The sequence below is a fragment of the Mycobacterium sp. IDUB_39 genome, from assembly GCF_055419205.1.
This window is the reverse complement of sequence record NZ_JBVAXF010000001.1, coordinates 881,956-905,706: the sequence shown is the minus strand read 5'-3', so window position 1 is coordinate 905,706 and position 23,751 is coordinate 881,956. Positions and strand designations below refer to the sequence as shown.

At 66.5% G+C, this 23,751-nt stretch carries 18 protein-coding genes and 1 tRNA gene; 15 read left to right on the top strand and 4 right to left on the bottom strand.

Translation table 11 applies throughout. The annotated features are described in order from the left end of the window. The first annotated feature begins 11 nt into the window (after positions 1 to 11). Genes ACZY0X_RS04310 through ACZY0X_RS04290 form a run of 5 tightly spaced genes read left to right on the top strand, consistent with a single transcriptional unit; the run spans position 12 to position 5,458 of the window. Entirely contained in the window at positions 12 to 890 is an 879-nt protein-coding gene (locus ACZY0X_RS04310) for a cytochrome c biogenesis CcdA family protein (protein WP_463768343.1), read from the top strand. Positions 891 to 935: 45 nt separating this feature from the next. Next, positions 936 to 1,715 (top strand): FadR/GntR family transcriptional regulator, encoded by a 780-nt coding sequence (locus tag ACZY0X_RS04305; RefSeq protein ID WP_463768342.1) that lies wholly within the window; start codon positions 936 to 938, stop codon positions 1,713 to 1,715. A 30-nt stretch (positions 1,716 to 1,745) separates the two neighbouring features. Continuing rightward, positions 1,746 to 3,386, top strand: coding sequence for a class I adenylate-forming enzyme family protein (locus ACZY0X_RS04300; RefSeq protein WP_463768341.1), 1,641 nt, complete (start codon positions 1,746 to 1,748; stop codon positions 3,384 to 3,386). Beyond that, positions 3,383 to 4,156, top strand: a complete 774-nt coding sequence (locus ACZY0X_RS04295; RefSeq protein WP_463768340.1) for a class II aldolase/adducin family protein — start codon at positions 3,383 to 3,385, stop codon at positions 4,154 to 4,156. The genes ACZY0X_RS04300 and ACZY0X_RS04295 overlap by 4 nt, the downstream gene beginning before the upstream one ends. A 33-nt stretch (positions 4,157 to 4,189) precedes the next feature. Further along, positions 4,190 to 5,458, top strand: a complete 1,269-nt coding sequence (locus ACZY0X_RS04290) for an amidohydrolase family protein (protein ID WP_463768339.1) — start codon at positions 4,190 to 4,192, stop codon at positions 5,456 to 5,458. A 15-nt stretch (positions 5,459 to 5,473) separates the two neighbouring features. Here ACZY0X_RS04290 and ACZY0X_RS04285 read toward each other — a convergent pair whose 3' ends face one another. Then, positions 5,474 to 6,937: a hypothetical protein gene (locus tag ACZY0X_RS04285; RefSeq protein WP_463768338.1), complete on the bottom strand. Its 1,464-nt coding sequence runs from the start codon at positions 6,935 to 6,937 to the stop codon at positions 5,474 to 5,476. 328 nt (positions 6,938 to 7,265) lie between these two features. Between ACZY0X_RS04285 and ACZY0X_RS04280 the strand changes: the two genes are divergently transcribed. Continuing rightward, the gene (locus tag ACZY0X_RS04280) at positions 7,266 to 8,123 is read left to right on the top strand and encodes a glycoside hydrolase family 16 protein (protein ID WP_241405881.1); all 858 of its coding nucleotides are present in this window, start codon (positions 7,266 to 7,268) and stop codon (positions 8,121 to 8,123) included. A gap of 241 nt (positions 8,124 to 8,364) precedes the next feature. After that, a complete protein-coding gene (locus ACZY0X_RS04275; RefSeq protein WP_463768336.1) occupies positions 8,365 to 10,566 on the top strand; it encodes an Ig-like domain-containing protein in 2,202 nt (733 codons plus the stop codon). A gap of 10 nt (positions 10,567 to 10,576) precedes the next feature. On the opposite strand, the gene ACZY0X_RS04270 is transcribed toward ACZY0X_RS04275, so the two are convergent. Continuing rightward, complete coding sequence (locus tag ACZY0X_RS04270; RefSeq protein ID WP_463768335.1) at positions 10,577 to 11,677, bottom strand: ferritin-like domain-containing protein; 1,101 nt, start codon at positions 11,675 to 11,677, stop codon at positions 10,577 to 10,579. Positions 11,678 to 11,942: 265 nt separating this feature from the next. On the opposite strand from ACZY0X_RS04270, the gene ACZY0X_RS04265 reads away from it, so the two are divergent. Beyond that, complete coding sequence (locus ACZY0X_RS04265) at positions 11,943 to 13,832, top strand: AMP-dependent synthetase/ligase (protein WP_463768333.1); 1,890 nt, start codon at positions 11,943 to 11,945, stop codon at positions 13,830 to 13,832. A 37-nt stretch (positions 13,833 to 13,869) separates the two neighbouring features. Then, positions 13,870 to 15,243 carry a wax ester/triacylglycerol synthase domain-containing protein gene (locus ACZY0X_RS04260; RefSeq protein WP_463768332.1) on the top strand — a complete coding sequence of 458 codons (1,374 nt, stop codon included), beginning with the start codon at positions 13,870 to 13,872 and terminating at the stop codon, positions 15,241 to 15,243. Positions 15,244 to 15,255: 12 nt separating this feature from the next. Here ACZY0X_RS04260 and ACZY0X_RS04255 read toward each other — a convergent pair. Both ACZY0X_RS04255 and ACZY0X_RS04250 read right to left on the bottom strand, forming a co-directional pair. Further along, positions 15,256 to 15,329, bottom strand: a tRNA-Gly gene (locus tag ACZY0X_RS04255). A gap of 68 nt (positions 15,330 to 15,397) precedes the next feature. Beyond that, a complete protein-coding gene (locus tag ACZY0X_RS04250) occupies positions 15,398 to 16,243 on the bottom strand; it encodes a cutinase family protein (protein ID WP_463768331.1) in 846 nt (281 codons plus the stop codon). 164 nt (positions 16,244 to 16,407) lie between these two features. Between ACZY0X_RS04250 and dcd the strand changes: the two genes are divergently transcribed. The 6 genes from dcd (at position 16,408) to ACZY0X_RS04220 (ending at position 23,751) form a co-directional block, all read left to right on the top strand. Beyond that, positions 16,408 to 16,977 carry a dCTP deaminase gene (gene dcd / locus ACZY0X_RS04245; protein ID WP_463768330.1) on the top strand — a complete coding sequence of 190 codons (570 nt, stop codon included), beginning with the start codon at positions 16,408 to 16,410 and terminating at the stop codon, positions 16,975 to 16,977. A 114-nt stretch (positions 16,978 to 17,091) separates the two neighbouring features. Further along, positions 17,092 to 18,417, top strand: coding sequence for an ammonium transporter (locus tag ACZY0X_RS04240; protein WP_463768328.1), 1,326 nt, complete (start codon positions 17,092 to 17,094; stop codon positions 18,415 to 18,417). A 183-nt stretch (positions 18,418 to 18,600) separates the two neighbouring features. Next, complete coding sequence (locus tag ACZY0X_RS04235) at positions 18,601 to 20,241, top strand: DUF7159 family protein (protein ID WP_463768327.1); 1,641 nt, start codon at positions 18,601 to 18,603, stop codon at positions 20,239 to 20,241. A 101-nt stretch (positions 20,242 to 20,342) separates the two neighbouring features. Beyond that, positions 20,343 to 21,674 carry a UDP-glucose dehydrogenase family protein gene (locus tag ACZY0X_RS04230; RefSeq protein ID WP_463768326.1) on the top strand — a complete coding sequence of 444 codons (1,332 nt, stop codon included), beginning with the start codon at positions 20,343 to 20,345 and terminating at the stop codon, positions 21,672 to 21,674. Between the two features lie 9 nt (positions 21,675 to 21,683). Continuing rightward, entirely contained in the window at positions 21,684 to 23,000 is a 1,317-nt protein-coding gene (locus ACZY0X_RS04225) for a cytochrome P450 (RefSeq protein ID WP_463768325.1), read from the top strand. A gap of 1 nt (position 23,001) precedes the next feature. Continuing rightward, positions 23,002 to 23,751, top strand: a complete 750-nt coding sequence (locus tag ACZY0X_RS04220) for a maleylpyruvate isomerase family mycothiol-dependent enzyme (protein ID WP_463768324.1) — start codon at positions 23,002 to 23,004, stop codon at positions 23,749 to 23,751.

The following is a 23,751-nucleotide window of genomic DNA, read 5'->3' as shown; positions in this document are numbered from 1 at the left end:
AGTCGCGCCGCGTGCAGCAAGATCTGGTTGGGCTGGCCTTCGCCGCAGGAATGGTCGCCGCACTCAATCCGTGTGGCTTCGCGATGCTGCCCGCCTACCTCGCGTTGGTGGTGCGGGGCAACGGAGACGGCGCTCCCACCGCGGTCGGACGCGCCGTGGCGGCGACCGCGGCGATGACACTCGGATTCCTTGCGGTGTTCGCGGTCTTCGGGTTGCTGACGGTCTCGCTGGCATCCACGGTGCAGCAGTACGTGCCGTATGTCACCGTGGCCATCGGCATTGTGCTTGTGGCGCTTGGTGTCTGGCTACTCAGTGGGCGTGAGCTGGCTCTGCTGGTGCCGAACCGGATGACCCGCGGCGTATCGGGGGCGCCGACATCGAGGCTCGGTTCGATGTTCGGCTACGGCGTGGCTTATGCGCTGGCCTCACTGTCCTGCACCGTGGGCCCGTTTCTGGCGGTGACCGGCGCCGGTCTCGGTGGTACGTCCGTTGCCGGACGAGTGTGGATCTACCTGGCATACGCGGGCGGCTTCGCGTTGGTGGTTGGTGTGCTGGCGGTCGTGGTCGCACTCGCCGGTTCGGCGCTGACCGACCGAATCCGACGAATCCTGCCCTATGTCAACCGTATTGGCGGTGCGGTGCTGATTCTGGTCGGGCTCTATGTCGCCTACTACGGCTACTACGAGGTCCAGTTGTTCTCTGCGGGCGGCAATCCGGCGGATCCGGTGATCGCGGGAGCGGGACGGGTGCAGGGCGCAATCGCCGGCTGGGTCCATCGGCACGGGGTCTGGCCGTGGATGATCGTGCTCGCCGCCGCGGTCGTGGGGGTGTCGGCCTGGGCCTGGCGCGTCAGACGGTCGCGCGCAGACCGGACCGGGGCGGAGCACTGATGAGTACGATGCAAATCATTTGGAAGCGCGATAGAGACCCGGACCATGGCAGAGCCGACAATTCAATTCCGCCGTCTCGCCGAGCAGGTCGCCGACCAGCTACGGCGGCGGATCCTGCGCGGCGAACTGGCCGATGGCAGCATCCTGCCCAAGGAGGATGAGCTTCTCCTCGAGTTCCCGGTCAGCAAGCCATCCCTGCGCGAGGCGATGCGGATTCTCGAGGCCGAGGGCTTGCTGCGGGTGCGTCGCGGCAAGCTCGGCGGTGCGGTGGTGATTCGGCCCACCGCGGCAAACGTGGCCTACACGATCGGGCTAGTGCTCGGGTCGCAGGAGGTCGGCCTCTCCGATGTGGGTAGCGCGCTGCGTCAGGTCGAACCGGCGTGCGCGGCGCTGTGCGCTGAGCGGGCTGACCGCAAGACCGCCGTCGTGCCTGCGCTGCGCCAACTGCACGCCGAGGCGCTGGACTCGGTCGACGATCTTCTGCGCGCGACGTCGGCGAGCCGGCGCTACCACGAGGCGCTGGTCTCGCTGTGTGGGAACCAGACCATGATCATCCTCGCGGGAGCGCTGGAAACGCTCTGGTCGGCGCACGAACAGGGCTGGTCGACGCAGGTGGCCGATCACAGTGTCGTTCCGGTCAACGAGCGCCTGGCGGTCCTCGAGGACCATCTGCAGGTGATCGATGCCATCGATGACGGCGATGCGCGGCGCGCACACGACCTTGCCGCGGCGCACCTCGTCAATGCTCAGCACTACCCGGGGTCATCGGGTGTCGTCGATCCCTCGATGGTGCGTAACCGCGGGCAATCCACCAAAGACCATTGACGGCGATCCTTATTTTCATATGATTTGGTGATGGCCGTCGACACCGCCGCCGTGACCAGTACCGAGGCTGCCGAGTACCGCGCCGCCGGCTGGTGGTCGGATACGACGCTGTCGGACTGCGTTCGGCACAACGCGGCGTCGTCGCCGGACAAAACGGCCTACGTCGATTTCTCGCTCGAATCCTCCGATCGCGTGCTGACCTGGTCGGAGTTCGACAGCGCCGCCACCAACCTGGCGGCGAAACTGCAGGCATTGGGCGTCGGGCCCGGCGATGGTGTGGCGGTGTGGCACCACGACGGCTCGGCGATTCACGTGCTTCTGGTCGCCATCGAACGCTGTGGCGCCGTGGCCGTGGGCCTGGGAGCCCGCGCGGGTGTCCGTGAGGTGGCAGCGATCCTGCGGACCGCGCAACCGTCGTTGCTCGTCAGCGATGTCGAGCGCCGTGGGCAGGCGACCCAGGCCGCTGCCGATGCGATGGGGTCATCCCTTCGTGCGGTGGTGCTCGGAGATGAGGCCGACGAGCTGTTCATCGACATCACCTCTCGGCCGGGCGCTGCTGGCGGGCTGACCCCCCTCGGGCCCGACGACGTCTTTCTGATCAACTCCACCTCGGGCACCACCGGTCTGCCCAAATGCGTTGTCCACACCCAGAATCGCTGGTACTACTTCCACCAGAAGGCGGTCGCCAACGGCGAACTCACCGCGGACGACGTCTTCCTTCCCGTCATCCCCACGCCTTTCGGGTTCGGAATCTGGACGTCGCACACCACGCCAATCCACCTGGGCGCGACGGCAGTACGAATCGAACGTTTCGATCCCGTCGCCACCTGCGCCGCGATCGAGCGGTACCGCGTGACGGTGCTCTGTTGTGTCAGCACGCAATTGGCGATGCTCCTGGCGAGCCCCGCGTCCCGCGAGTATGACCTCACCAGCCTGCGCGTTGTGTTCACCGGCGGTGAACCGCTCCCGTACACGCAGGCGGCGCGGTTCGAAGAACTCACCGGGGTCACAATCCTGCAGTTCTACGGCTCCAACGAGACCGGCATGTTGAGCGCCACCACCACCGCGGACACACTGCACCGCCGCCTCCGCACCGCGGGGAGGATCGTGCCAGAGATGCGGGTGCGACTGTTCGACGGCGATCGCGACGTCACGGAATCCGGTCGCGGGCAACCGGCGTGCCGCGGACCGGCGACCAGCCTGGGCTACCTGGGTGGCAGCGACCATGACAAGTTGTTCACCTCTGACGGCTGGATGCGGATGGGTGATATCTGCGAGGTGGATGCCGAGGGCTATCTCAGCCTGACCGGCCGCACCTCCGACTTCATCCTGCGGGGTGGGAAGAACATCAGCGCCGTCGCCGTGGAGGAGGTCGTGGCGACACATCCCGCCGTGGCCGTGGCCGCCGCCGTGGCGATGCCCGACCCCATGTTCGGCGAGCGGGTGTGTGCGTATGTCGAACTCAAGGACGGCGGTGTGCTCGACCTGCCCGCACTCGTCGAACACCTGCTACAGCAGGGTGTTTCCAAGGAATTGTTGCCCGAGAGACTCGAAGTCCTCGACGAGCTGCCGCGTTCCTCCGGCGGCAAGGTCGCGAAGGGGCAACTTCGCGAGGACATCCGATCGGCGCTCGAGGCGGGCCTCGAACTTCGGCAGGAGCAGCGGTCATGACCACAGACGAAGTGCGGCGGGGCGGTCTTGGAGTCTGGGCACCGTCGAAGGTGCCGCCCATCGGCGTCGACCTCACCAACGAACAGCAGTTGGCAGTGGCATTCCGCCACCTCGCCGACATCGGCATCGCCGAGAACATGGCCGGACACATCACCTGGCAGCTCGACGGGCAGACCGACATGCTGGTCAATCCGTGGGGACTGTGGTGGCAGGAGTTGACCGCGTCCGATATCTGCGTTGTCGACGAGGATGCCCACGTGGTCCGCGGCCGTTGGGACGTCACGCCCGCCATTCACCTCCACACCGAGCTGCACCGGCTGCGGCCAGACGCCCGCGTGGTGATCCACAACCACCCCTACTACGTCAGCCTGCTCGCCGCGCTGGGCATGCTGCCCGAACTGGTCCATCAGACCGGCTCGTTATTCCTCGACGACATGTACCTGCTCGACAAGTACGACGGTGAGATCGACGCACCATGGCGCGCAGTCGAACTCGCCAGCCAGATCGGATCGGCCAACCTGGCGATCCTGGCCAACCACGGCGCGATCATCACCGGACGCAACCTCCCCGAGGCGGTCTACCGGGCGGCGTCCATCGAGCGCGTGTGCCGGCTGGCCTACGACGTGATGCTGACCGGTCGCACCCCGTCGCCGATGAATCGAGGCGACATGGTCGGCATGCAGGCATCGCTTATCGAACGCGCCGCCGACGTGTACTGGGCCGGAGCGGCGCGCATGACCATCAAGGCCGACCACAGCGTCCTTGACTGACTGAATCGACGACGAGAGAAGGAGATTGGGCCCATGGCTTCCATCGACGAGATGTCGGCGAATCTGAGCTTCACCACCGCCAAGACCGGTGCCGATCGCACCGTCACATTCCTGCCCGAACCAGAACGGGCGCAGCGGCGTTACACCGTCATCTCGGTCGATGACCACATCGTGGAGCCTCCGGACACCTTCGAGGGGCGCGTTCCGAAGAAGTTCGCCGATCGTGCGCCGCGAGTGGTCGACACCGATGACGGCGGCCAGACGTGGCTGTATGACGGTCAGGCGCTGCCCAACGTGGGATTCAACGCGGTCGTCGGGAGGCCGGTGGCCGAGTACGGATTCGAGCCGACCCGGTTCGACGAGATGCGCCGCGGCGCGTGGGACATCCACGCACGCGTGGCGGACATGGATCTCAACGGTGTGTATGCGTCGCTGAACTTCCCGTCGTTTCTGCCGGGATTCGCCGGCCAGCGGCTACAGCAGGTGACCAAGGACCGCGACCTGGCGATGGCGTCGGTGCGGGCGTGGAACGACTGGCACATCGATGCCTGGGCCGGTGCCTATCCCGACCGGATCATTCCGTGTCAGCTGCCGTGGCTGCTCGACCCGGAGGTCGGCGCGAAGATGATCCGCGAGAACGCCGAGCGCGGGTATCACGCCGTGACATTCAGCGAGAACCCGGCGATGCTGGGATTCCCGACGATTCACTCCGGCTACTGGGAGCCGCTGATGGCGGCGTGCGCGGAGACCGGCACGGTGGTGAACCTGCACATCGGCTCGTCGGGGACGTCACCGTCGACCACCGAGGATGCCCCGCCGGATGTGCAGGGGGTGTTGTTCTTCGCCTACGCCATCAGCGCGGCGGTGGACTGGCTGTACTCCGGAGTCTGCACCAGGTACCCGGATCTGAAGATCTGCTTGTCCGAGGGTGGGATCGGTTGGGTGGCAGGGCTTCTCGACCGTCTCGATCACATGCTGAGCTACCACGAGATGTACGGGACGTGGCGCGATCTCGGCGAATCGCTGACGCCTGCGGAGGTGTTCACCCGTAACTTCTGGTTCTGCGCGGTGGAGGATCAGTCCTCGTTCGTCCAGTACGAGCGGATCGGCCAGGACAACATTCTGCTCGAGGCCGACTACCCGCACTGCGACTCGACCTGGCCGCACACCCAACAGAAGATCCACGAGCAGATCAGCGGGCTCCCCGATGACATCATCCGAAAGGTGACGTGGGAGAACGCATCGCGGCTCTACCAGCATCCCGTTCCCGTCGCGGTCCAGGAGGATCCGAACGCCTACTGAGGGTGCTTGCTGGCCCTACTTCAAGACGACAACCACGGCGTAGCCGTCATGGTCGCCGGTTGTGGTGGTCGCGTTGTTGTACGAGTTGTTCAACGGAACCATGCCGCCGTACGTCGCCTGGCCACTGGCAATGAGCCGCATCGCGAGTGCGTTGCGGGCCAGGTTTGACGAGACATACGCGTGTCGGGGGAGCAGGTCGTAGATGACGAACTGTTCGGTGCTGAAGGCACCACTCCAGACGTAACCGGTGCTGGTCTCCACCGGGTCGGGGCCGAATATACGGCCGTGATTGTTGGGGAACAGGAAGAAGTTGTCGGAGAACCCCATGAGCAGGCCGGTGGGCTGTTGCCCGTAGGTGATGTCGTCGATCGTGCCCTGGAAGCCGGTGCTGTGAATGGGTTGGGCCGGGTAACCGGCCCAGAACATGGCGGTGTTGAGCTTGCGGGCGGATTCGGCGGCGGATGTCGATGTCGGGTCGACGATGATGACGTTGACCGACTCCAGGACGGTCTTGCCGCGATACGGCAGTCCGCCGTAGTTCGAGATCTGCCCGTTGGACTGCAGCATCCACTTGCCGATGTCGCCGTACACGGTCGGGGCCTCGTCGGCGGGCGTGGGGATCCCGGGGGAGATCGACGGAACGGTGTTCCGCGGGAGCATGTTGAAGCGTTCGAGTTCCCGGTGGATCAGCTGCAGCACGGCCTGCACGAACGGCATCGGCGCAGTCGGCGGATCGCCCGTGCTGCTCGCCTGTGGTGAGACCCCGAGGGCGGACAGGACGTTGGTGACCGCCATCGCGATCGGATTGGCCGGGGCTGACCGTGTCTGAGTCGGCGCCGTCGTCGGCTGCGTCGGTTTGATCTGAACTGACGCAATGGTTTTCACCGCGGGGGCGGGCGCAGGCACCGGGGGCTGGACATCGGTGCGTACCGCGGCGGCGTTGGTCACACGGCTCGTGACGGGGTCCGGGTTCTCGACATCGTCCGCGGGCGGGCCGCTCTGTGTCGGATCGGCTTGACGCGGGACCGCGGTCACGGTTTCGCTCGCGTGTGGTCGGATCCGGGTCCGAGGTGTGGCGGGGGCGTGAGCGTTCAGGGCCGTCGCGAGCCTCTGCGGAATACTCGAGATCAACTCAGCGCCGCGGCCGTTGCCCAACTGCATCTTCGGGACGTTCGTCGACCCTGGCGGGCGAGTCTTGACGTCGACTGACCCGGTACTGGTCGATCCGTCGTCAGACGGTGTCTCGGACGCGGCCTCAGCTGTCGAGGGGTCAGGTGAGGACTGGGCAGCGGAATCGCCCGCAGCGTGGTCAGTGGGGCCCTCGGCGTTGGCAATCGCGGTACCGCCGGCAACGGCCGCTCCGATACCCAGGGCGAGTGCCAACGAACCGACGCGGCCCACAAACGATGCCGCACTCAACGCCGTCGCTCCGGAAAGCCGTTTCTGCGCTTCGATGTGTGAGGCACTGTGCCGGCCCACGGCTATCCCCCTAGTCCCTCGCGGATAACCAGGGCCATCCGCGTCCTCCGTATTCGGCTGACGAAGTCTATACACGCCAACGTCGCCTCCCGCAAACAATTGGAGCCACCCGGCGACTTGCGACGTCATGGGTCTTCAGCTGCGCGGACGTACGGAAAGAGCACGGAGGAGAAGAGAGTGCGACCTGATCGGGCCGCCGCCCGAATGGCGACACATCGCTACCTGGGCAAAGTGTCTGCCGACTCAAGGTGGCGTCAACTCGCGGCATTCGCCACCCCGAAATGCGCAATATCCCCCGCCCGCCCTTTATCGTGTGGCTGTGCCTGAGATGGATCGCCGCAAAGTGATGTTCATGATGGGTCTGGGGGCGGCAGCGGCAGCGTTGCCCGCCGGGGTGGCCAGCGCCGAGCCTGTCGCGCCGGTGCCCGGGGTGCCGACACCGCCGGTGGCTGACGTAGCCCCGGCGTTTTTGTTCCAGGATGAGTTCAACGGTCCGGCCGGGTCGCCGCCGGATCCCGCGTGGTGGCACCTCGTGCCCGCGCGCGAGACCATCAAGAACCCGAATGAGTGGGACAAGCCGTTCAACATGGGGCGGTACGTGACCGATCAGGAACACGCGTTCCAGGACGGCAACGGCAACCTGGTCATCCGCGCGACGCGGGGGCCGGGCACCACGATCCAGGAGAAGTACGCCAGCGCCAAGGTCGTCGGACTGTGGCGGGGCGGCATAGGCACCACCTGGGAGGCGCGCGTCAAGCTCAACTGCCTGACCGACGGAGCCTGGCCGGCGTTCTGGCTACTCAACGACGATCCCGTCCGCGGTGGCGAGGTTGACCTGGTGGAGTGGTACGGCAACCGAGACTGGCCATCGGGCACCACGGTGCACGCCCGGCTGGACGGAGAGTCGTTCGCCACCGACCGGCACCCCATCGACAGCGCGTGGCACACCTGGCGGATGTCGTGGACGCCGCAGGGGATGTACTTCTGGAAGGACTACGCCCCCGGCATGGAACCGTTCTTCACGGTTCCGGCGAATTCGTTGCAGGACTGGCCGTTCAATGACCCGGGCTACACCATGGTGCCGGTGTTCAACATCGCGGTCGGCGGCTCGGGTGGCCGTGAGCCCGCGGGGGGTAACTACCCGGCTGAGATGCTGATCGACTGGATCAGGGTCTTCCAGGGCTGATCGAACTGGTTCACCCGCGAACCGGGTGATGTCGGCTGGACGTTGGGGCCGACGATGGGAATTGGACCCGCGCATTAAGCAGCTGCCCGCGGACATTTCCAAATTCCACCCGCGCTGCGGGGTTGATATCAATTTGTGACGCAAACGTTAATTACGGGCTACCATTTGCCTGGGAATTCGGCGGTGCCTTCCGCGTCAGTACGCGTTCCATCAATCTCACTGCGTCGGAGGAGTTCTGTCGATGGACCGCGTCAAATACGTAGCGAAGGTCAGCGGATTGGCGATTGCCGCCGGAGTCGGCGTCGCGATGGCCAGTGGCGTGGCCGCCGCTGACACCGGGGACTCCGATTCCGACGGTGGCGCATCGTCGAGCGCCTCGAGTACTTCAGACTCCGGCTTGACCGCCCCCATTTCCGGTGGCACCGACGCCAACACCTCGGCGGGACCCGCCGACCCCAAGAGCAACGACCACAGCCCGGCGACCAAGAGGTCACCGAAGCTGCCCCGAGTGTCGAGCCAGGCCTCCGGCGTAAAGTCCGCGGAGTCCGCGGACGCGGAATCCGAGAGCACCGCCGGGCCCAGCCGGCGACCGGGTTCGTCATCGGCAACCGACCGGTCGGACTCTGACCAGTCAGACACCTCAGAAGACGCCCAGACCCGCAGCAGTTCGCAAACCGACGCCCGTGCAGACGCTGCGCCGGCCGCCGGCTCTGCCGCTGAGAGCGCCCAAGCTCCCGCTGGCCTGACCGACACAACCATCGAAACCACTGAGCCTGAGCCGGTTTCCGCTCTGCCGGTTGAGCCGAGTGCGACAACCATCATCGAGGCGACGGCGCCGCCGACCAAGCCGAACTCACCGGCGAATCCGGCAGGGATGGCGTCAGTCGTGCAGATGCTCGGTGCGGCCCGCCGCGACACCGATTCCACCGCGGAGGTGGTGCCCGCAGTGATACCGTCACCCGCCGCGACCTCACCCGCCGCCGAATTGCTTGCCGCAGCATCATCTGTCGCTAAATCACTGGGCGCCAACTCGAATGTGGCAGTCAACGGTGTGTTGCCGACCGCGACTGTCACCGTGGCGGACTCGTCATTGCGGCTCGGCGAAGTCACGATCGTGACGTTCTCGTTCTCCGAGCCGGTGATCGGGTTCACCAACGCTGACGTCACGGTCTCGAACGGGACGCTGTCAGCAGTGTCGAGCGCCGACGGCGGCATCACTTGGACGGCGATGCTCACGCCGAACATGAACGTCACCGATACATCCAACGTGATCACTCTCGACCTGGCCGGCGTCGTCAACTCGGAGGGCAACGCTGGTGTGGGAGTGTCGAATTCGAACAACTTTGGCATTGACACCCAGCGGCCCACGGTGACGATCGTGATCAGCGATTCGTCGTTGCGCGTCGGTGAGAACACGCTGGTGACCTTCACCTTCTCCGAGGCGGTGTCCGGGTTCACCAATGCAGACGTCGTTATTCCGAATGGGACGCTGTCAGCAGTGTCGAGCAGTGACGGTGGCATGACGTGGACAGCGGTGTTCACCCCGACGGTCGGTATCACGGACACCACGAACGTGATCACGCTCAACAACGCGGGCTTCACCGACCTGTCGGGCAACGCTGGTGTGGGAGTGTCGAATTCGAACAACTTTGGCATTGACACCCAGCGGCCCACGGCGACGATCAGCGTGGCGGACACGGTGTTGCGGGACGGTCAGTCCACGACCGTGACGTTCACGTTCTCCAAGGCGGTGACAGGGTTCAACAACTCTGACATCACGGTCGCGAACGGGACGCTGTCGACGGTGTCCAGCATCGACGGCGGTGTGACATGGACGGCGACCTTCACCTCGGACACCAACGTCACCGATGCGACCAACGTGATCTCCGTGGCCATGACCGGGGTCACCGACGCGGCCGGTAATGCGGGCGTCGGCATCGTGGACTCGAACAACTACGCGGTCGAGGACACCCAGGCGCCCACGGCAACGATCACCATGGCGAACACGGCGCTGAAGCGCGGCCAGAGCACCACGGTGACGTTCACGTTCTCCGAGAAGGTGACTGGATTCGACATCGGCGACGTGACCGTCGCCAACGGGAGGCTGTCAGCATTGTCGACCGCCGACGGCGGCCTCACCTACACCGCGACGTTCACCCCGAAGTCCTACGTCCGAGACTCGACCAACATGATCACCCTCAACGGCACCGGGGCCGGGGTGAGCGATGCCGCGGGGAATTCCCTCATCGGTACGGCGGCCTCGGCCAACTACTCGGTCCAGACGGTGCCGGGTGGATTCAGGGGATTCGTGTGGAGTGTCTATGATTTCGTGGTCAACGATGTGGTCCGTCCGATCGGGCAGTTCGTCCACATGCTGTTCTTCGGCCCGCCCCCGCACCTGAACCATCAGCTGCCGGTGACGCCGTGGTCCGTCGAGCTCTGAGCCGAATGAGTTAGCTCGCGCCTGCTGCGATCACCTGGTCCACCTCGAGGGCCCGGTCGGCCATCTCGGCGTGTGCCTTGTCCAGGTCGTCGGCCTGATCCTCATCAGCCTTCATCAGCGCCTCGATGTCGAATCCGCCCATGTCGAGGACACCCATGTCCGAGAACGCCTTCTGTACCTTGTCGCCCCACAACCCGATGTCCTTGACGATCGGCACGATGCGGCTGAACAAGTGCGAGCGGAACTGGATCATCAGCGGCGACGTGTCGACCCACTCGGCACACTCTTTGACGTTGAGACCGAGGGTCTCGAACACCTCCTCGCCGCGGAAACGGTCGCGCATCAGGTAGCAGGCGTCCACGACGAACTCCTCCCGCTCGTCCCGCTCGGTGTCGGTCAGCGCAGAGTAGTAGTCCTTCAACGAGATCCGGCCGAAGGCGACGTGCCGGGCCTCGTCCTGCATGACGTAGGCCAGCAGCTGCTTGGCGAGCGACTCGGGCGGCGCCATGTCCCGCAGCACCCCGAAGGCGGCGAGTGCGAGGCCTTCGATGAGGACCTGCATGCCGAGGTAGGGCATGTCCCAGCGGGAGTCGCGCAGGGTGTCCTCCAGCAGCGCGGTCAGGTGCGTGTTGATCGGGTAGACCAGCTCGACCTTCTCCTGCAGGAACCGTGAGAACGTCTCGACGTGCCGGGCTTCGTCCATGGTCTGGGTGGCCGCGTAGAACTTCGCGTCCAGGTCCGGGACGACCTCGACGATCTTGGCCGCGCACACCATCGCTCCCTGCTCGCCATGCAGGAACTGCGAGAACTGCCAGGCCTGGAAGTGCTGTCGCATCTCGTCTCGACCCTTTTTGTCGGCTGCCTCCCATGCCGGGCTGCCGAAGAGTGGGACGAACTCATCGGGCAGTCCGATCGGGTTCGTCGGGTCGACGTCTTGCGACCAGTCGATGCGCGACTGGGCATCCCACTGCTTGTCCTTTCCCTTTTGATACAGGGAAAGGAGCCGGGCACGCCCCTCGTCGTACTCCCACGTGAAGCGCGCGTCGCCGGCGCTGGCGACCTCCCACGAGTACGGCTCGGGCACCTCGGTGTACTTGTCCTTGGTGGTCACGTGCTACCCCCTCAGGTGGGCATATGCCGACAAATCATGGTTGCAGCGTTCGGCGACGCCGTCAATGCTGACGGGCGGGTCAATTGACCGAGGGCCACGTCGGCGTCGCAGCGGGGCCAGCGGCCCCGCGGCGAATAGGGCCGTTCGGCCCTCGCGGAAGGGACCGAGTGGCCATTCCCATCCTGAGTGAACGCTCGCACGATGGAAGTTCGATCGTCGCCGTGAATCGATCGTGATGGCGACGCATCCCACGGAGGAGGTCGTAATGGAGCACGACACCAGACGGGCCACGGGAATCATGCTTGGTGAACGCGGGATCTCACCCTCCGGTCAGGGTGGATATGCCGACGACCTCGGCTGGGTCGCCGAACGGGTGCCGTCGGTCGCGCGCTTGTTCCTGGACCGCGTTGCCGCGACGCCGAGCGCAGAGGCGTTCCGGTTTCCCGACGACGGCGGCTGGCAGAGCGTCACGTGGCAGCAGGTCGGCGACCGCGCCATTCGCCTGGCGGCGGGTTTGGTCGCGCTGGGCATCGAACCCGAGCAGCGTGTCGCGCTGGCCTCCTCGACGCGCTATGAGTGGGCCCTGATCGACTTCTCGGTGCTGTGCGCCGGGGCCGCCACCACCACTCTGTACCCGACGACGAATGCCAGAGACATCGCATTCATCATCGCGAACTCGGGCAGCCGTGTCGTGTTCGCCGAAGATCAGGCACAGCTGGACAAGGTGCTCGCGCACCGCGCCGACCTACCTGAGGTGGAGCACGTCGTGATCATCGACGGGGTGGGCGACAGCGACTTCGTGATCACCTTGGGCCAACTCGAGATCCTTGGCCAGCAGCTTCTGATCGAGTCTCCGGACGTCATCGAGAAGCGCGTTGCTGCGATCCACCCAGACAGCCTGGCCAGCATCATCTACACCTCCGGTACCACCGGACGGCCGAAGGGTGTGCGGCTTCCGCACCGGGCGTGGACCTACACCGCCGCGGCCATCGACGCGGTCCACATCCTTGGACCCGACGACCTCAACTACCTGTGGCTGCCGTTTGCGCATGCATTCGGCAAGGTGATGCTCGCGCTGCCGCTGATCATCGGCTATCCGACGGCGATCGATGGTCGGGTCGACCGGATCGTCGACAACCTGGCGGTCGTGCATCCGACGTTCATGGCGGCCGCGCCACGCATCTTCGAGAAGGCGTACGCCCGTATCCAAGCCTTGATGGCCGATGAGGGGCGCCTGAAGAAGGGTGTCTTCGACTGGGCGATCGGCGTGGGGATCAGGGCGTCGGAGGCAAGGGAAGCCGGCAGAAAGCCCTCACGACTGCTGTCGCTTCAGCACGGGATCGCCGACAGGCTGGTGTTCTCGACGATCCGGAAGCGCTTCGGCGGTCGACTGAGGTTCTTCGTCTCGGCAGCAGCGCCACTGAATCACGACATCGCGCAGTGGTTCGATGCCATCGGCATCCCCATGCTCGAGGGCTACGGCCTCACGGAAACGGCCGCAGCGTCATTCATCAACCGCCCCAACGCTTACCGATTCGGAACGGTCGGGCTTCCCTTCCTCGGAACCGAGGTCAAGATCGCTGAAGACGGCGAGATCCTCTTGAGGAGCCCGGGTGTCATGACCGGCTATCACGACCTCCCCGAGGCCACCGCCGAGGCGCTCGATCGGGATGGCTGGCTCTACACGGGGGATATCGGCTCGATCGACGACGACGGATTCCTGCGTATCACCGACCGAAAGAAGGACCTGTTCAAGACGTCGCAGGGAAAGTACGTGGCGCCGTCGGCGATCTCTGCGGCCTTCAAGGCGATCTGTCCGTACGCGAGCGAGATGATCGTGGTGGGTGCGGCGCGTCCTCATTGCGTGGCACTGGTCGGCCTGGATGCCGACGCGATCATGGGCTGGGCAGCCGCCAACGAGCTGGCGGGCAAGTCCTTCGTCGAGGTCGCCCGTCACGAGTCGACGCGGAAGTTGATTGGTGGATACGTCACCACGCTCAACGAGCAATTGAACCGCTGGGAGAGAATCGGGAAGTTCGCTATTCTTGACCGCGAATTGTCCATTGCAGCAGGCGATCTCACGCCCAGCCTGAAGGCAAAACGCAACGTGATCCTCAAAGAGTCCGCCGATGTCATCGAGCGCCTCTACGAGTGAGGTGGCGCGCCGCTTCGATTCGGTCGGGTGAACGACGATGACCAAGTTCATGAGCAACAGCGACGCCTTCACGTGGGGCATGGAAAGTGATCCGCGACTGCGCTCAACGGTGGTCACGGTGATCCTGCTCGACCGCTCACCGGACTGGGCGCAAGTGCGCGAACGGTTCGACGTCATCTCGCGCACCGTGCCGATGGTGCGACAAAGGGTGGTCCCCTCTCCGCCGCCAGCACCGCCGAGGTGGGAGGACGCCCCCGACTTCGACCTCGACTTTCACATGCGCAGACTGATCGCACCAACGCCGGGCACGATCGACACAGTGCTCGAGCTGGCGCGGCTCGCTGCGATGGAGGACTTCGACCGGGCCCGCCCGCTCTGGACGGCGACGCTGATCGATGGCCTCGAAAACGACCGCGCCGCCCTGTTGCTCAAATTTCACCATGCGCTGACCGACGGCATCGGAGGTGTCCGAATCGGGATGATCCTCTTCGAACTGTCGGAGATGCCCGCTCGGCACGGTACTGCGCCCGCGCCAGAGGCCACATTGCCGCCGTGGCTGCGCGGCTACCGTGACACTGCGCGATACGACGCCAGCTTGATCAGCGGCGCGGTGGCGGGCGCCCTGAAGTTGGCGCCCAAATTGGTATCCGAGGCGATTCTGCGGCCGGTCGACGCCGTGTCGTCGGCCGCGGAGATAGCAGCGTCGGTCTACCGCACTGTACGTCCGGTGAACCGCTCCGGCTCGACGCTTATCGCCAAGCGCAGCCTGATCCGTCGGCTCGGCGTGCTCGAGGTTCCGTTTTCGCAGCTTCTGGCCGCCGCGCACCGTGGCGGCGGCGCGCTGAACGACGCGTTCGTCGCGGGTGTGGCCGGCGGTCTGCGGCGGTACCACGAACGCCATGGCGCCACGGTGGGGGACCTGCATCTGACGATGCCGATCAGCTTGCGCGACGACGACGACGAGCTGGGTGGTAACCGAATCACGCTGATGCGGTTCGACATTCCGGTCGGCACCGTTGATCCCGCGGAGCGGATCGGCCAGATCCACAAGAGGACCCGCAGCGTGCGTGATGAGAGATCGCTGCCGTACACGCAATGGATTGCCGGAGCCTTGAACGTGATGCCGCGGTGGTACATCGGCTCGATCCTGCGCCACGTCGACTTCTTGTGCAGTGACGTCCCGGGGCTTCCCGTCCCGGTGTCTCTCGGCGGTGCCCGTGTGGTGACCCAGTACGCCTTCGGCCCGACGATCGGTGCGGCGGTCAACGTCACGTTGCTCACCTATGTGGACGTGTGCACGTTGGGCATCGATGTGGACACCGGCGCGATCCCCGACTTCGAGGTCTTCCTCGATTGCCTCGACGAAGGTTTTGACGAGGTGTTGGCTCTCGGTTCAGCGAACACCCGCTGAACAGCGGAATCGTGGAGCCGATGACGGGAATCGAACCCGCGTATTCAGCTTGGGAAGCTGATGTTCTGCCATTGAACTACATCGGCGCTACCAGTGGTGCTGGTGAGCAGAAAGGCTAGCACCCGGGTGGTGGGGTACGCGGCCATGGGCTGGATCAGGACGGATAGGCCAACGTGGCGAGCGGTGTAAGCGGTGCGGGACCGGGAAGCGGGCCGGTTGATGGACCAGGCGGTGGGCCGATGGGCTGCAACTGTGTGGGGGCCGGTCCGGAAGCGTCCGGCGCCGCTTCCGCCGTCTCGGCGGCCGCATCGGCGGCCCACATCGCCTGCAGACGCTGCGCCGCGAACGCCGCGCCCTGGTCCACCAGGCCGGCGTCTGCGTATTGGTTGTGCGCGGACAGACTCCTGCCATGGGGGTCGCACACCAGGTCGTTGTCAACGCAGAACTCGATCGCCTTGGCTTCGTATCTGGGTCCGACGACGATGTCCGGATCGTTGATCGCACTCATGAAGCGGGTCGAGGGCTTGCCGAACAGCGTGACGGCGGCGACGTGGTCGGCTACCTCGGGCGGCATCGGCGCAGGAACATCCGAGGCCGAAACACCTTCGGGCACAACGCCTGCCGTGACGAACCCCATCACCGCCGCACCCTGGGAGAAGCCGCCGAGCACCAGTTTGCTTTTGGGACAGTTGGCGGCGGTGGCGAGGATGTGGGACCGCGCGTCAGCGATGCCCTGGACGGCGGTCGAAAAGGCCATGGTGGCGGGGTAGTCCACGGCGTACACCCCCACCGACTTTCCACCGACTCGAGTGCGCAGCGCGTCGACGAATGCCTCGCCGGTGGGGCCGGGACCGGGCAGTTCGGTGGTGCCACGGGCGAAGACGACCTCGGCGTCGGGGCACGGCGCTGCGCCCGACGTGGGCATGGCGAAACATTGCACCCCCACCGTGGCTGCCGCCGCGGAAGCCGCGATGGCCCCGATCCGTGCCAATCGCCCCATCGGCCGATGCTGTCACGCGAATTCACGGGGCGCCGGCCGAGCACGTGAATGCACAGAGATATACCAAGAACGAGCGGCATTCCTTAAGAACGGCATTGATTCCGGTGCTCAGAATGGCTGAGCGCAACCGTCGAGCCGGTAGTTCCAGCGGTTAGTCTCGTCGGGTGCTGCTCTCCGATCGTGACATCAGGGCCGAAATCGCCTCCGGGCGGTTGGGGATCGACCCCTTCCAGGACGGCCTGATCCAGCCCTCCAGCGTCGACGTCCGCCTCGACACCCTGTTTCGGGTCTTCAACAACACCCGCTACACCCACATCGACCCCGCGAAGCGCCAGGACGACCTCACCACGCTGGTCGAGCCCAAGGAGGGCGAGCCGTTCGTGCTGCACCCCGGCGAGTTCGTGCTCGGCTCGACGCTGGAGCGGTGCTCGCTGCCCGATGACCTCGCGGGCCGCCTCGAGGGCAAGTCCTCGCTGGGCCGGCTGGGTCTGCTGACGCACTCGACGGCGGGCTTCATCGACCCTGGCTTCTCCGGCCACATCACCCTCGAGTTGTCCAACGTCGCCAACCTGCCAATCACGTTGTGGCCGGGCATGAAGATCGGCCAGCTGTGCCTGCTGCGGCTCACCAGCCCCGCCGAACACCCGTACGGCAGCAGCGCGGCGGGATCGAAGTACCAGGGCCAGCGCGGCCCGACGCCGTCGCGCTCGTATCAGAACTTCGTTCAGTCCTGACCCCGTCGGTCCATCTGAACCCGCTGTGAGCAGCCGGTAACCGCGCCGAAACGCGAAACATTTCGGAAACACGTTCGCCGTGTGGGTGAAACGCGCGGCCGACATTCTCGCCTGATGCAAGAACTCGATCCCGCCGCCACCGCCTGGCTTCTGACGGCCACGGCGCTGGTCCTGCTCATGACGCCCGGGCTGGCCATCTTCTACGGCGGCATGGTCCGCACCACCGGCGTGCTCAACATGATCATGATGAGCTTCATCTCGATCCCGCTGGTCACCGTGGCCTGGCTGCTCTTCGGCTACACGCTGGCGTTCACCGGTGACGGTGCCGGCGGCCTGATCGGCACGCTCGAGCACATGGGTCTGGCGGGCATAGCCCCTGACACGCTGCACGGATCGGTACCGGAGTTGTTGTTCGTGACGTTCCAGCTCACGTTCGCCATCATCACCGCCGCGTTGATCAGCGGCGCCATCGCCGATCGCGCCAAGTTCGCGGCGTGGGTGGCGTTCGTGCCGATCTGGACCGTCGCGGTCTACGCCGTCGTCGCGCACTGGGTCTGGGCTCCCGGTGGCTGGCTGTTCCGGCTGGGCGCACTCGACTACGCCGGCGGCCTGGTCGTCGAAATCGTCTCCGGTGCATCGGCATTGGCGCTTGCCTTGGTGCTGGGCCCGCGCATCGGCTTCAAGACCGACGCGATGCGACCGCACAACCTGCCGTTCGTGCTCCTCGGCGTCGGCCTGCTCTGGTTCGGCTGGTTCGGCTTCAACGCCGGCTCGGCCCTGGCCGCCAACGGCACCGCCGCCGCGATATTCCTCAACACGCTCGTCGCGGGCTGCCTCGGCATGCTCGGCTGGCTGTCGGTCGAGCAGATCCGCGACGGCAGACCAACCACGTTCGGCGCCGCCTCCGGTGTGGTGGCCGGCCTGGTCGCGATCACGCCGTCGTGCGGAACCGTCAGCACGCTGGGTGCGGTGATCGTCGGGCTGGCTGCGGGCGTCGTCTGCTCGTTCGCCATCGGCCTGAAGTTCCGGTTCGGCTACGACGACTCCCTCGACGTGGTGGGCGTGCACTTCGTCGGCGGCGTGGTGGGCGTGCTGCTCATCGGACTGCTGGCCACCGAGGTCATGACGGGCGGCCCGCAGGGCCTGTTCTACGGCGGTGGATTCACCCAGCTGGGCAAGCAGGCCCTTGGCGCCGTCGTGGTCGCCGCCTACGCTTTCGGCGTCTCGTATCTGATTGCCAAGGCGATCGATCGCGTCATCGGCTTCCGGGTCAGCGCCGACGACGAGACCACCGGCGTCGATTTCACCCAGCACGCCGAGACCGCCTACGCCGAGGGCGTGCACGGCCACCTCGCATCGCGTCGCCCGGGACCCTTCGGCGACTTCGGGCCCCGCCCCACGCGCCCCGAAACCGCCACTGAATCGGCCGACGAGAACTGAGTTGACCCACCCGCCGACGACGCGGGTAGGGTCGAACCGAGCCGTCGGCGCGGGTTCATCAGCTAATGGCATCAGGTGTAACGACTGCGCTGGTCGCGCCGATGAAACATCTAGTCGGCGGTTCGCGTTGAACTGACGCGGCTAGTCGATATATGCGCTGTAGCAAAGATTTTGGAGGAGTCAGTGGACATCGTACTGGGTGTGTCGTTGACACCTAAGACGGTCCGGATGGTGCTGGTCGAAGGCGAAAAGGGCGACGGGGCAATCGTCGACCACGACACCTTCGAAGTATCTGGTGGCGATGGCTCGGCAACCTCGACGGCGACCGATCAGTTGGTCTCCGCGGTGCTCGGAACCCAGGAGAGCGCCACCGAGGGTGGGCACGTTCTCAAGGCGATCGGCGTCACGTGGAATGACCGCACGGAGGCCGCGGCGCTACGCGACGGACTGGCCGCCCGCGGCGTCACCGACGTCATGTTGGTCTCCGAACTGCACGCCGCCGGTGCGCTGGCCCAAGCGGCTGGCCGCGCTGTCGGCTACGAGCGCACCGCGCTGCTGTTCATCGACCGAGACGCCGCCACGCTGTCGGTGGTGCGCAGCGACGACGGTTCGATAGTCAAGGTCCTGAGCCGCAGTCTGCACAGCACCGACGCGTTAGCGGTGCTGACCGACATGGTCTCGGCCGTCGAGGCCCAGGGCGCGCCGCCCCAGGGCATGTTCGTTGTCGGCGCGGGCGTCGACATCGCCTCGGTCAAGGCGCACCTGGCCGATCTCGTCTCGCTTCCCGTCAACGCCCCCGAGGAGTCCGGGCTCGCGCTCGCGCGTGGCGCCGCCCTCGCCGCGGCCAACGCCCCGATATTCGACGCCACCACCGCGGGCCTGGCGTACTCACTCGATCCCGACGGGACGACGGCAGGCAAGCCCGTCGCCCTCGCCAACGCCGCCACCCAGATGGCGCCGGTCGACGGTGCCGCCGCGGCGGCGATGGCCTACTCGGCATACGACGACGATTTCGACGGTGACCCCGACGCCGACGCGTACGAACCCGTCGACGCGCCGCGCGCCGAGGAGGGACGCAAGCCGTTCCTGCTCGTCGGCAGCGCGTTGACGTCGATCTTCGTGTTCGGTGTCGTCGCGCTGGTGATCACGCTGGCCGTCAATATTCGCCCCACCGTCGACCAGCGGCCCGACCCCGGCCAGGCCGCGATCATCCCGAGCGCGCTGCCGCCCGCCGCGCCTCCGGTCGAGGAGGCCGCACCGGCACCGCTGCCCGCGCCGCCGCCTGCCCAGACGATCCAGGCGCCCGTGCCCGTGGTGCAGCAGGCGCCGGCCGCCCCGCCGCGCACCGTCTACGTCGAGCAGCCGCAGGCACCCGCCCCGGTTCCCGAGGCTCCGCCGCCGCCCGCGGCCCCACCGCCGCCCCCGCCGGCGGCACCCGTGATCCCGGCGCCCGTCATCATTCCGGCGCCGATCTGGCAGCCGCCTGTCTGGCAGCCGCCGAGGTGGCGTCCGCCATGGGAGCGGCCGGAGCGTCCGTCCTATAACGATGACGACGACTGGCCACAGCGCCCGCCGTGGCAGCCGCCGCAGCAGACGCAGGAACCCGAGACGCCGCCATGGCAGCCGCCCTGGGAACCCCCGCGGCAGACGCAGCAACCCCAGGAGCCGCAGTGGCCGCAGTGGCCGGGTTCGGGATCGGGATCGGGATCGGGATCGGGTGGACACTCCGGTTCGGGATCCCGTGACTCGGGTGGATCCCGGGGCCCTGGTGGTTCGGGCGGCTCGGGTGGCGGCGGGAACTGCTTCCTGATCTTCTGCGGGTAGGGCGCTGGTCGCGGCGAGCGACCACGATTAGACACCCACCGTTGGTCTGCTGCTCGGTGTCGCGTAGCAACTAGCTCATCGCGACGGCATATCCAGGGCATATGCGATGCACTGTGTTTGGTACGGGCTATCTCGGGGCGACACACGCGGCCGGGATGGCCGAGTTGGGCCATGAGGTCATCGGTGTGGACATCGACCCCGGCAAGATCGACAAGCTGGCTGCCGGCGACATCCCGTTCTATGAGCCAGGCCTGCGAAAGATGCTGCGGGACAACCTGGAAGCCGGTCGCCTGCACTTCACGACCGACTACGACGCCGCGGTCGAGTTCGCCGACGTGCACTTCCTGGGCGTAGGCACCCCACAGAAGAAGGGGGAGTACGGCGCTGATCTGCGGCACGTGCACGCCGTGGTTGACACGCTGGTGCCGCGGCTGCGCCGCCCCGCGGTGATCGTCGGAAAGTCCACCGTGCCGGTCGGCACCGCCGCCGAACTGTCCGCGCGCGCCCGCGACCTCGCCCCTGCGGGGGTCGACGTCGAGATCGCCTGGAACCCGGAGTTCCTCCGCGAGGGCTTCGCGGTGCACGACACCCTGCATCCCGACCGCATCGTGCTGGGTGTGCAGCGGGGTTCGGTGCGTGCCGAGGCCGCGATCCGCGACCTCTACGCGCGGCTGCTCGACGAGGATGTGCCGTTCCTGGTCACCGACCTGCAGACCGCGGAACTGGTGAAGGTGTCGGCGAATGCCTTCCTGGCCACCAAGATCTCGTTCATCAACGCGATATCGGAGGTCTGCGAGGCCGTCGACGCCGATGTCACTGTGCTCGCCGACGCACTGGGCCACGACCCACGGATCGGACGTCGATTTCTCAACGCTGGACTGGGATTCGGCGGCGGCTGCCTACCGAAGGACATCCGGGCGTTCATGGCCCGGGCCGGCGAACTCGGCGCCAACCACGCCCTGACCTTCCTGCGCGAGGTCGACAGCATCAACATGCGCCGACGCACCCGCATGGTCGAGCTGGCCACCAGGGCGTGCGGCGGGTCGCTGCTGGGCGCCAACATCGCCGTGCTCGGTGCGGCGTTCAAGCCGGAGTCCGACGATGTGCGCGACTCACCTGCGCTCAATGTCGCCGGGCTGCTGCAGCTCAACGGGGCAGGAGTCAACGTCTACGACCCCCAGGCCATGGAGAACTCGCGGCGGTTGTTTCCGACACTGAACTACTCGACCACGATCGATGAGGCGTGCGAGCGGGCCGACGCCGTACTGGTACTCACCGAGTGGCAGGAGTTCGTGGACCTCGATCCGCATCGGCTGGCGGCCACCGTGCGCGCGAAAGTGGTTGTCGACGGCCGAAACTGCCTGGACGTCGACATGTGGCAGGACGCGGGGTGGCGGGTGCACGCCCTGGGCCGGCGCATTCCGGAGCGTTAAGCTCGGGTCATGACGGTCAGGCAGCGCCTGCACTGGTTCGCCCTGCACGGGGTGATCCGCCGACTCGCGTCGTTTGGCGCCAAACGGGGCGAGCCGCAGGGTCGGCTGATCGCGGACCCCGCGGTGCGCGCCGATCCCGGCGGTTACGCCGACGAACTCCGCGCCATGGGACGGCTGGTCCGCGGCCGCGCGGCGTGGCTGACCACCGACCACGCAGTCGCCCATCAACTGCTGCGCTCGGATGACTTCGCCGTCTTGGCGATAGGCAAGACTCTGCCGCGGCCGTTGTACTGGCTGGAGCAGAAGACGGTGGTCAAGGGGCGACTGCACCCGCTGCGGCCGCCGTCACTGCTATCCGTCGAGCCGCCCGAGCACACCCGCTACCGCAAGATGGTGTCGTCGGTTTTCACCACCAGAGCCGTTGCCGCCCTGCGTGAACGGGTCGAAGAGGCCGCCATGGGGCTGATTGACGGATTGGACACCGCCGGCGGGACCGTCGACATCGTGGAGCACTACTGCTCGCAACTTCCGGTGACCGTGATCGGTGACATCATCGGCGTGCCCGACCACGACCGGCCGCGCATCCTCGAGTTCGGCGAGTTGGCGGCCCCAAGCCTGGACATCGGGCTGGCCTGGGACCAATACCGCCGGGTCGAGCGTGGGCTGGACGGATTCAACGTCTGGCTCGCCGACCACATTCGTCATCTGCGCAGTTCGCCGGGTGAGGACCTGATGAGTCAGCTCATCGACGCGAGTGAGGGCGGCGCCCGCCTCAATGACGAGGAACTGCGCGCCACGGCAGGTCTGGTGCTCGCCGCGGGATTCGAGACGACCGTCAACCTGCTGGGTAGTGGGATCCGGATTCTGCTGGAGCATCCCGAGCAACTCGCGCTGCTGCTGGAGCAGCCCGACCTCTGGCCCGGAGCCGTCGAGGAGATTCTGCGGCTCGAGTCGCCGGTGCAGATGAGCGCACGGGTGGCCAAGGTCGACACCGAGGTGGCGGGCAAGACGGTCAAGGCGGGTGACCCCGTCATCATCTATCTCGCCGGCGCCAACCGTGATCCCGACGTGTTTCCCGACCCGCACCGCTTCGACGTCACCCGCGAGAACGCGGGCAGGCACCTGTCGTTCTCCGGCGGTCGGCACTTCTGCCTCGGCGCGGCACTGGCGCGGGCGGAGGGCGAAGTCGGGTTGCGGACATTCTTCGAGCGCTACCCGGACGCCGCTCTGGCAGGTGCGGGAAGTCGGCGTGACACACGGGTGCTGCGCGGATGGGCATCCCTTCCGATCAACCTTGGCCAGGCGCAGACAGCGGTACGTTCCTAGCATGGACGTCCGGGCAACGCTCATCACCGAGACCAAGGCATTCGGCGATCTCTATCGCGACGCCGACCCGACGACGCCGGTGTCAACATGTCCCGGCTGGACCCTGAACCAACTGTTCAAACACGTCGGCCGCGGCAACCGTTGGTGTGCACAGATCATCAACGACCGACGCCAGGAGCCGCTCGACCCGCGTGAGGTGCGCGACGGCAAGCCGCCCGAGGACGTCGACGGCGCGATCGCCTGGCTGGAATCCGGCGCGCAGCAGGTCCTCGACGCCGTCGACCATGTCGGTGCCGATGCGCGGGTGTGGACGTTCAACGGGTCCAAGCCCGCGGGCTGGTGGATCCGGCGCCGTGTGCACGAGATGACAGTGCACCGCGCCGACGCCGCGTTGGCGCTCGGATCAGAGTTCGAGCTGCCCGCCGCGCAGGCCGCCGACGCAGTCAGCGAGTGGATCGAGCTGATCATCAACGGTGCCGACCGCCACGCGCCGCCGCTGGAGCCGGGGCGCACGCTGCACCTGCACGCCACCGACGACGGTTTGGGCCCGACGGGCGAGTGGACGATCGTCAACGACGAGGACGGTTTGAGCTGGTCGCACAACCACGCCAAGGGTGAGGCGGCGGTTCGCGGCAGGGCCGTCGACCTGCTGCTGGGCATCACCCGGCGGCGGAGCGCCGCGGAGGCCTCGCTCGAGGTGTTCGGCGATGCGGCGGTGTGGGACGGGTGGCTGGCCCGCTCGCCGTTCTAG

Bases quoted from the DNA above. Each gene is read 5' to 3' on its own strand.
- ACZY0X_RS04225 (WP_463768325.1), top strand. From the start codon at position 21,684: ATGACGGTCAGGCAGCGCCTGCACTGGTTCGCCCTGCACGGGGTGATC.
- ACZY0X_RS04265 (WP_463768333.1), top strand. From the start codon at position 11,943: ATGGAGCACGACACCAGACGGGCCACGGGAATCATGCTTGGTGAACGC.
- ACZY0X_RS04230 (WP_463768326.1), top strand. From the start codon at position 20,343: ATGCGATGCACTGTGTTTGGTACGGGCTATCTCGGGGCGACACACGCG.
- ACZY0X_RS04295 (WP_463768340.1), top strand. From the start codon at position 3,383: ATGACCACAGACGAAGTGCGGCGGGGCGGTCTTGGAGTCTGGGCACCG.
- ACZY0X_RS04275 (WP_463768336.1), top strand. From the start codon at position 8,365: ATGGACCGCGTCAAATACGTAGCGAAGGTCAGCGGATTGGCGATTGCC.
- ACZY0X_RS04290 (WP_463768339.1), top strand. From the start codon at position 4,190: ATGGCTTCCATCGACGAGATGTCGGCGAATCTGAGCTTCACCACCGCC.
- ACZY0X_RS04280 (WP_241405881.1), top strand. From the start codon at position 7,266: ATGGATCGCCGCAAAGTGATGTTCATGATGGGTCTGGGGGCGGCAGCG.
- ACZY0X_RS04220 (WP_463768324.1), top strand. From the start codon at position 23,002: ATGGACGTCCGGGCAACGCTCATCACCGAGACCAAGGCATTCGGCGAT.
- ACZY0X_RS04300 (WP_463768341.1), top strand. From the start codon at position 1,746: ATGGCCGTCGACACCGCCGCCGTGACCAGTACCGAGGCTGCCGAGTAC.
- ACZY0X_RS04250 (WP_463768331.1), bottom strand. From the start codon at position 16,243: ATGGGGCGATTGGCACGGATCGGGGCCATCGCGGCTTCCGCGGCGGCA.
- ACZY0X_RS04260 (WP_463768332.1), top strand. From the start codon at position 13,870: ATGACCAAGTTCATGAGCAACAGCGACGCCTTCACGTGGGGCATGGAA.
- ACZY0X_RS04305 (WP_463768342.1), top strand. From the start codon at position 936: ATGGCAGAGCCGACAATTCAATTCCGCCGTCTCGCCGAGCAGGTCGCC.
- ACZY0X_RS04240 (WP_463768328.1), top strand. From the start codon at position 17,092: ATGCAAGAACTCGATCCCGCCGCCACCGCCTGGCTTCTGACGGCCACG.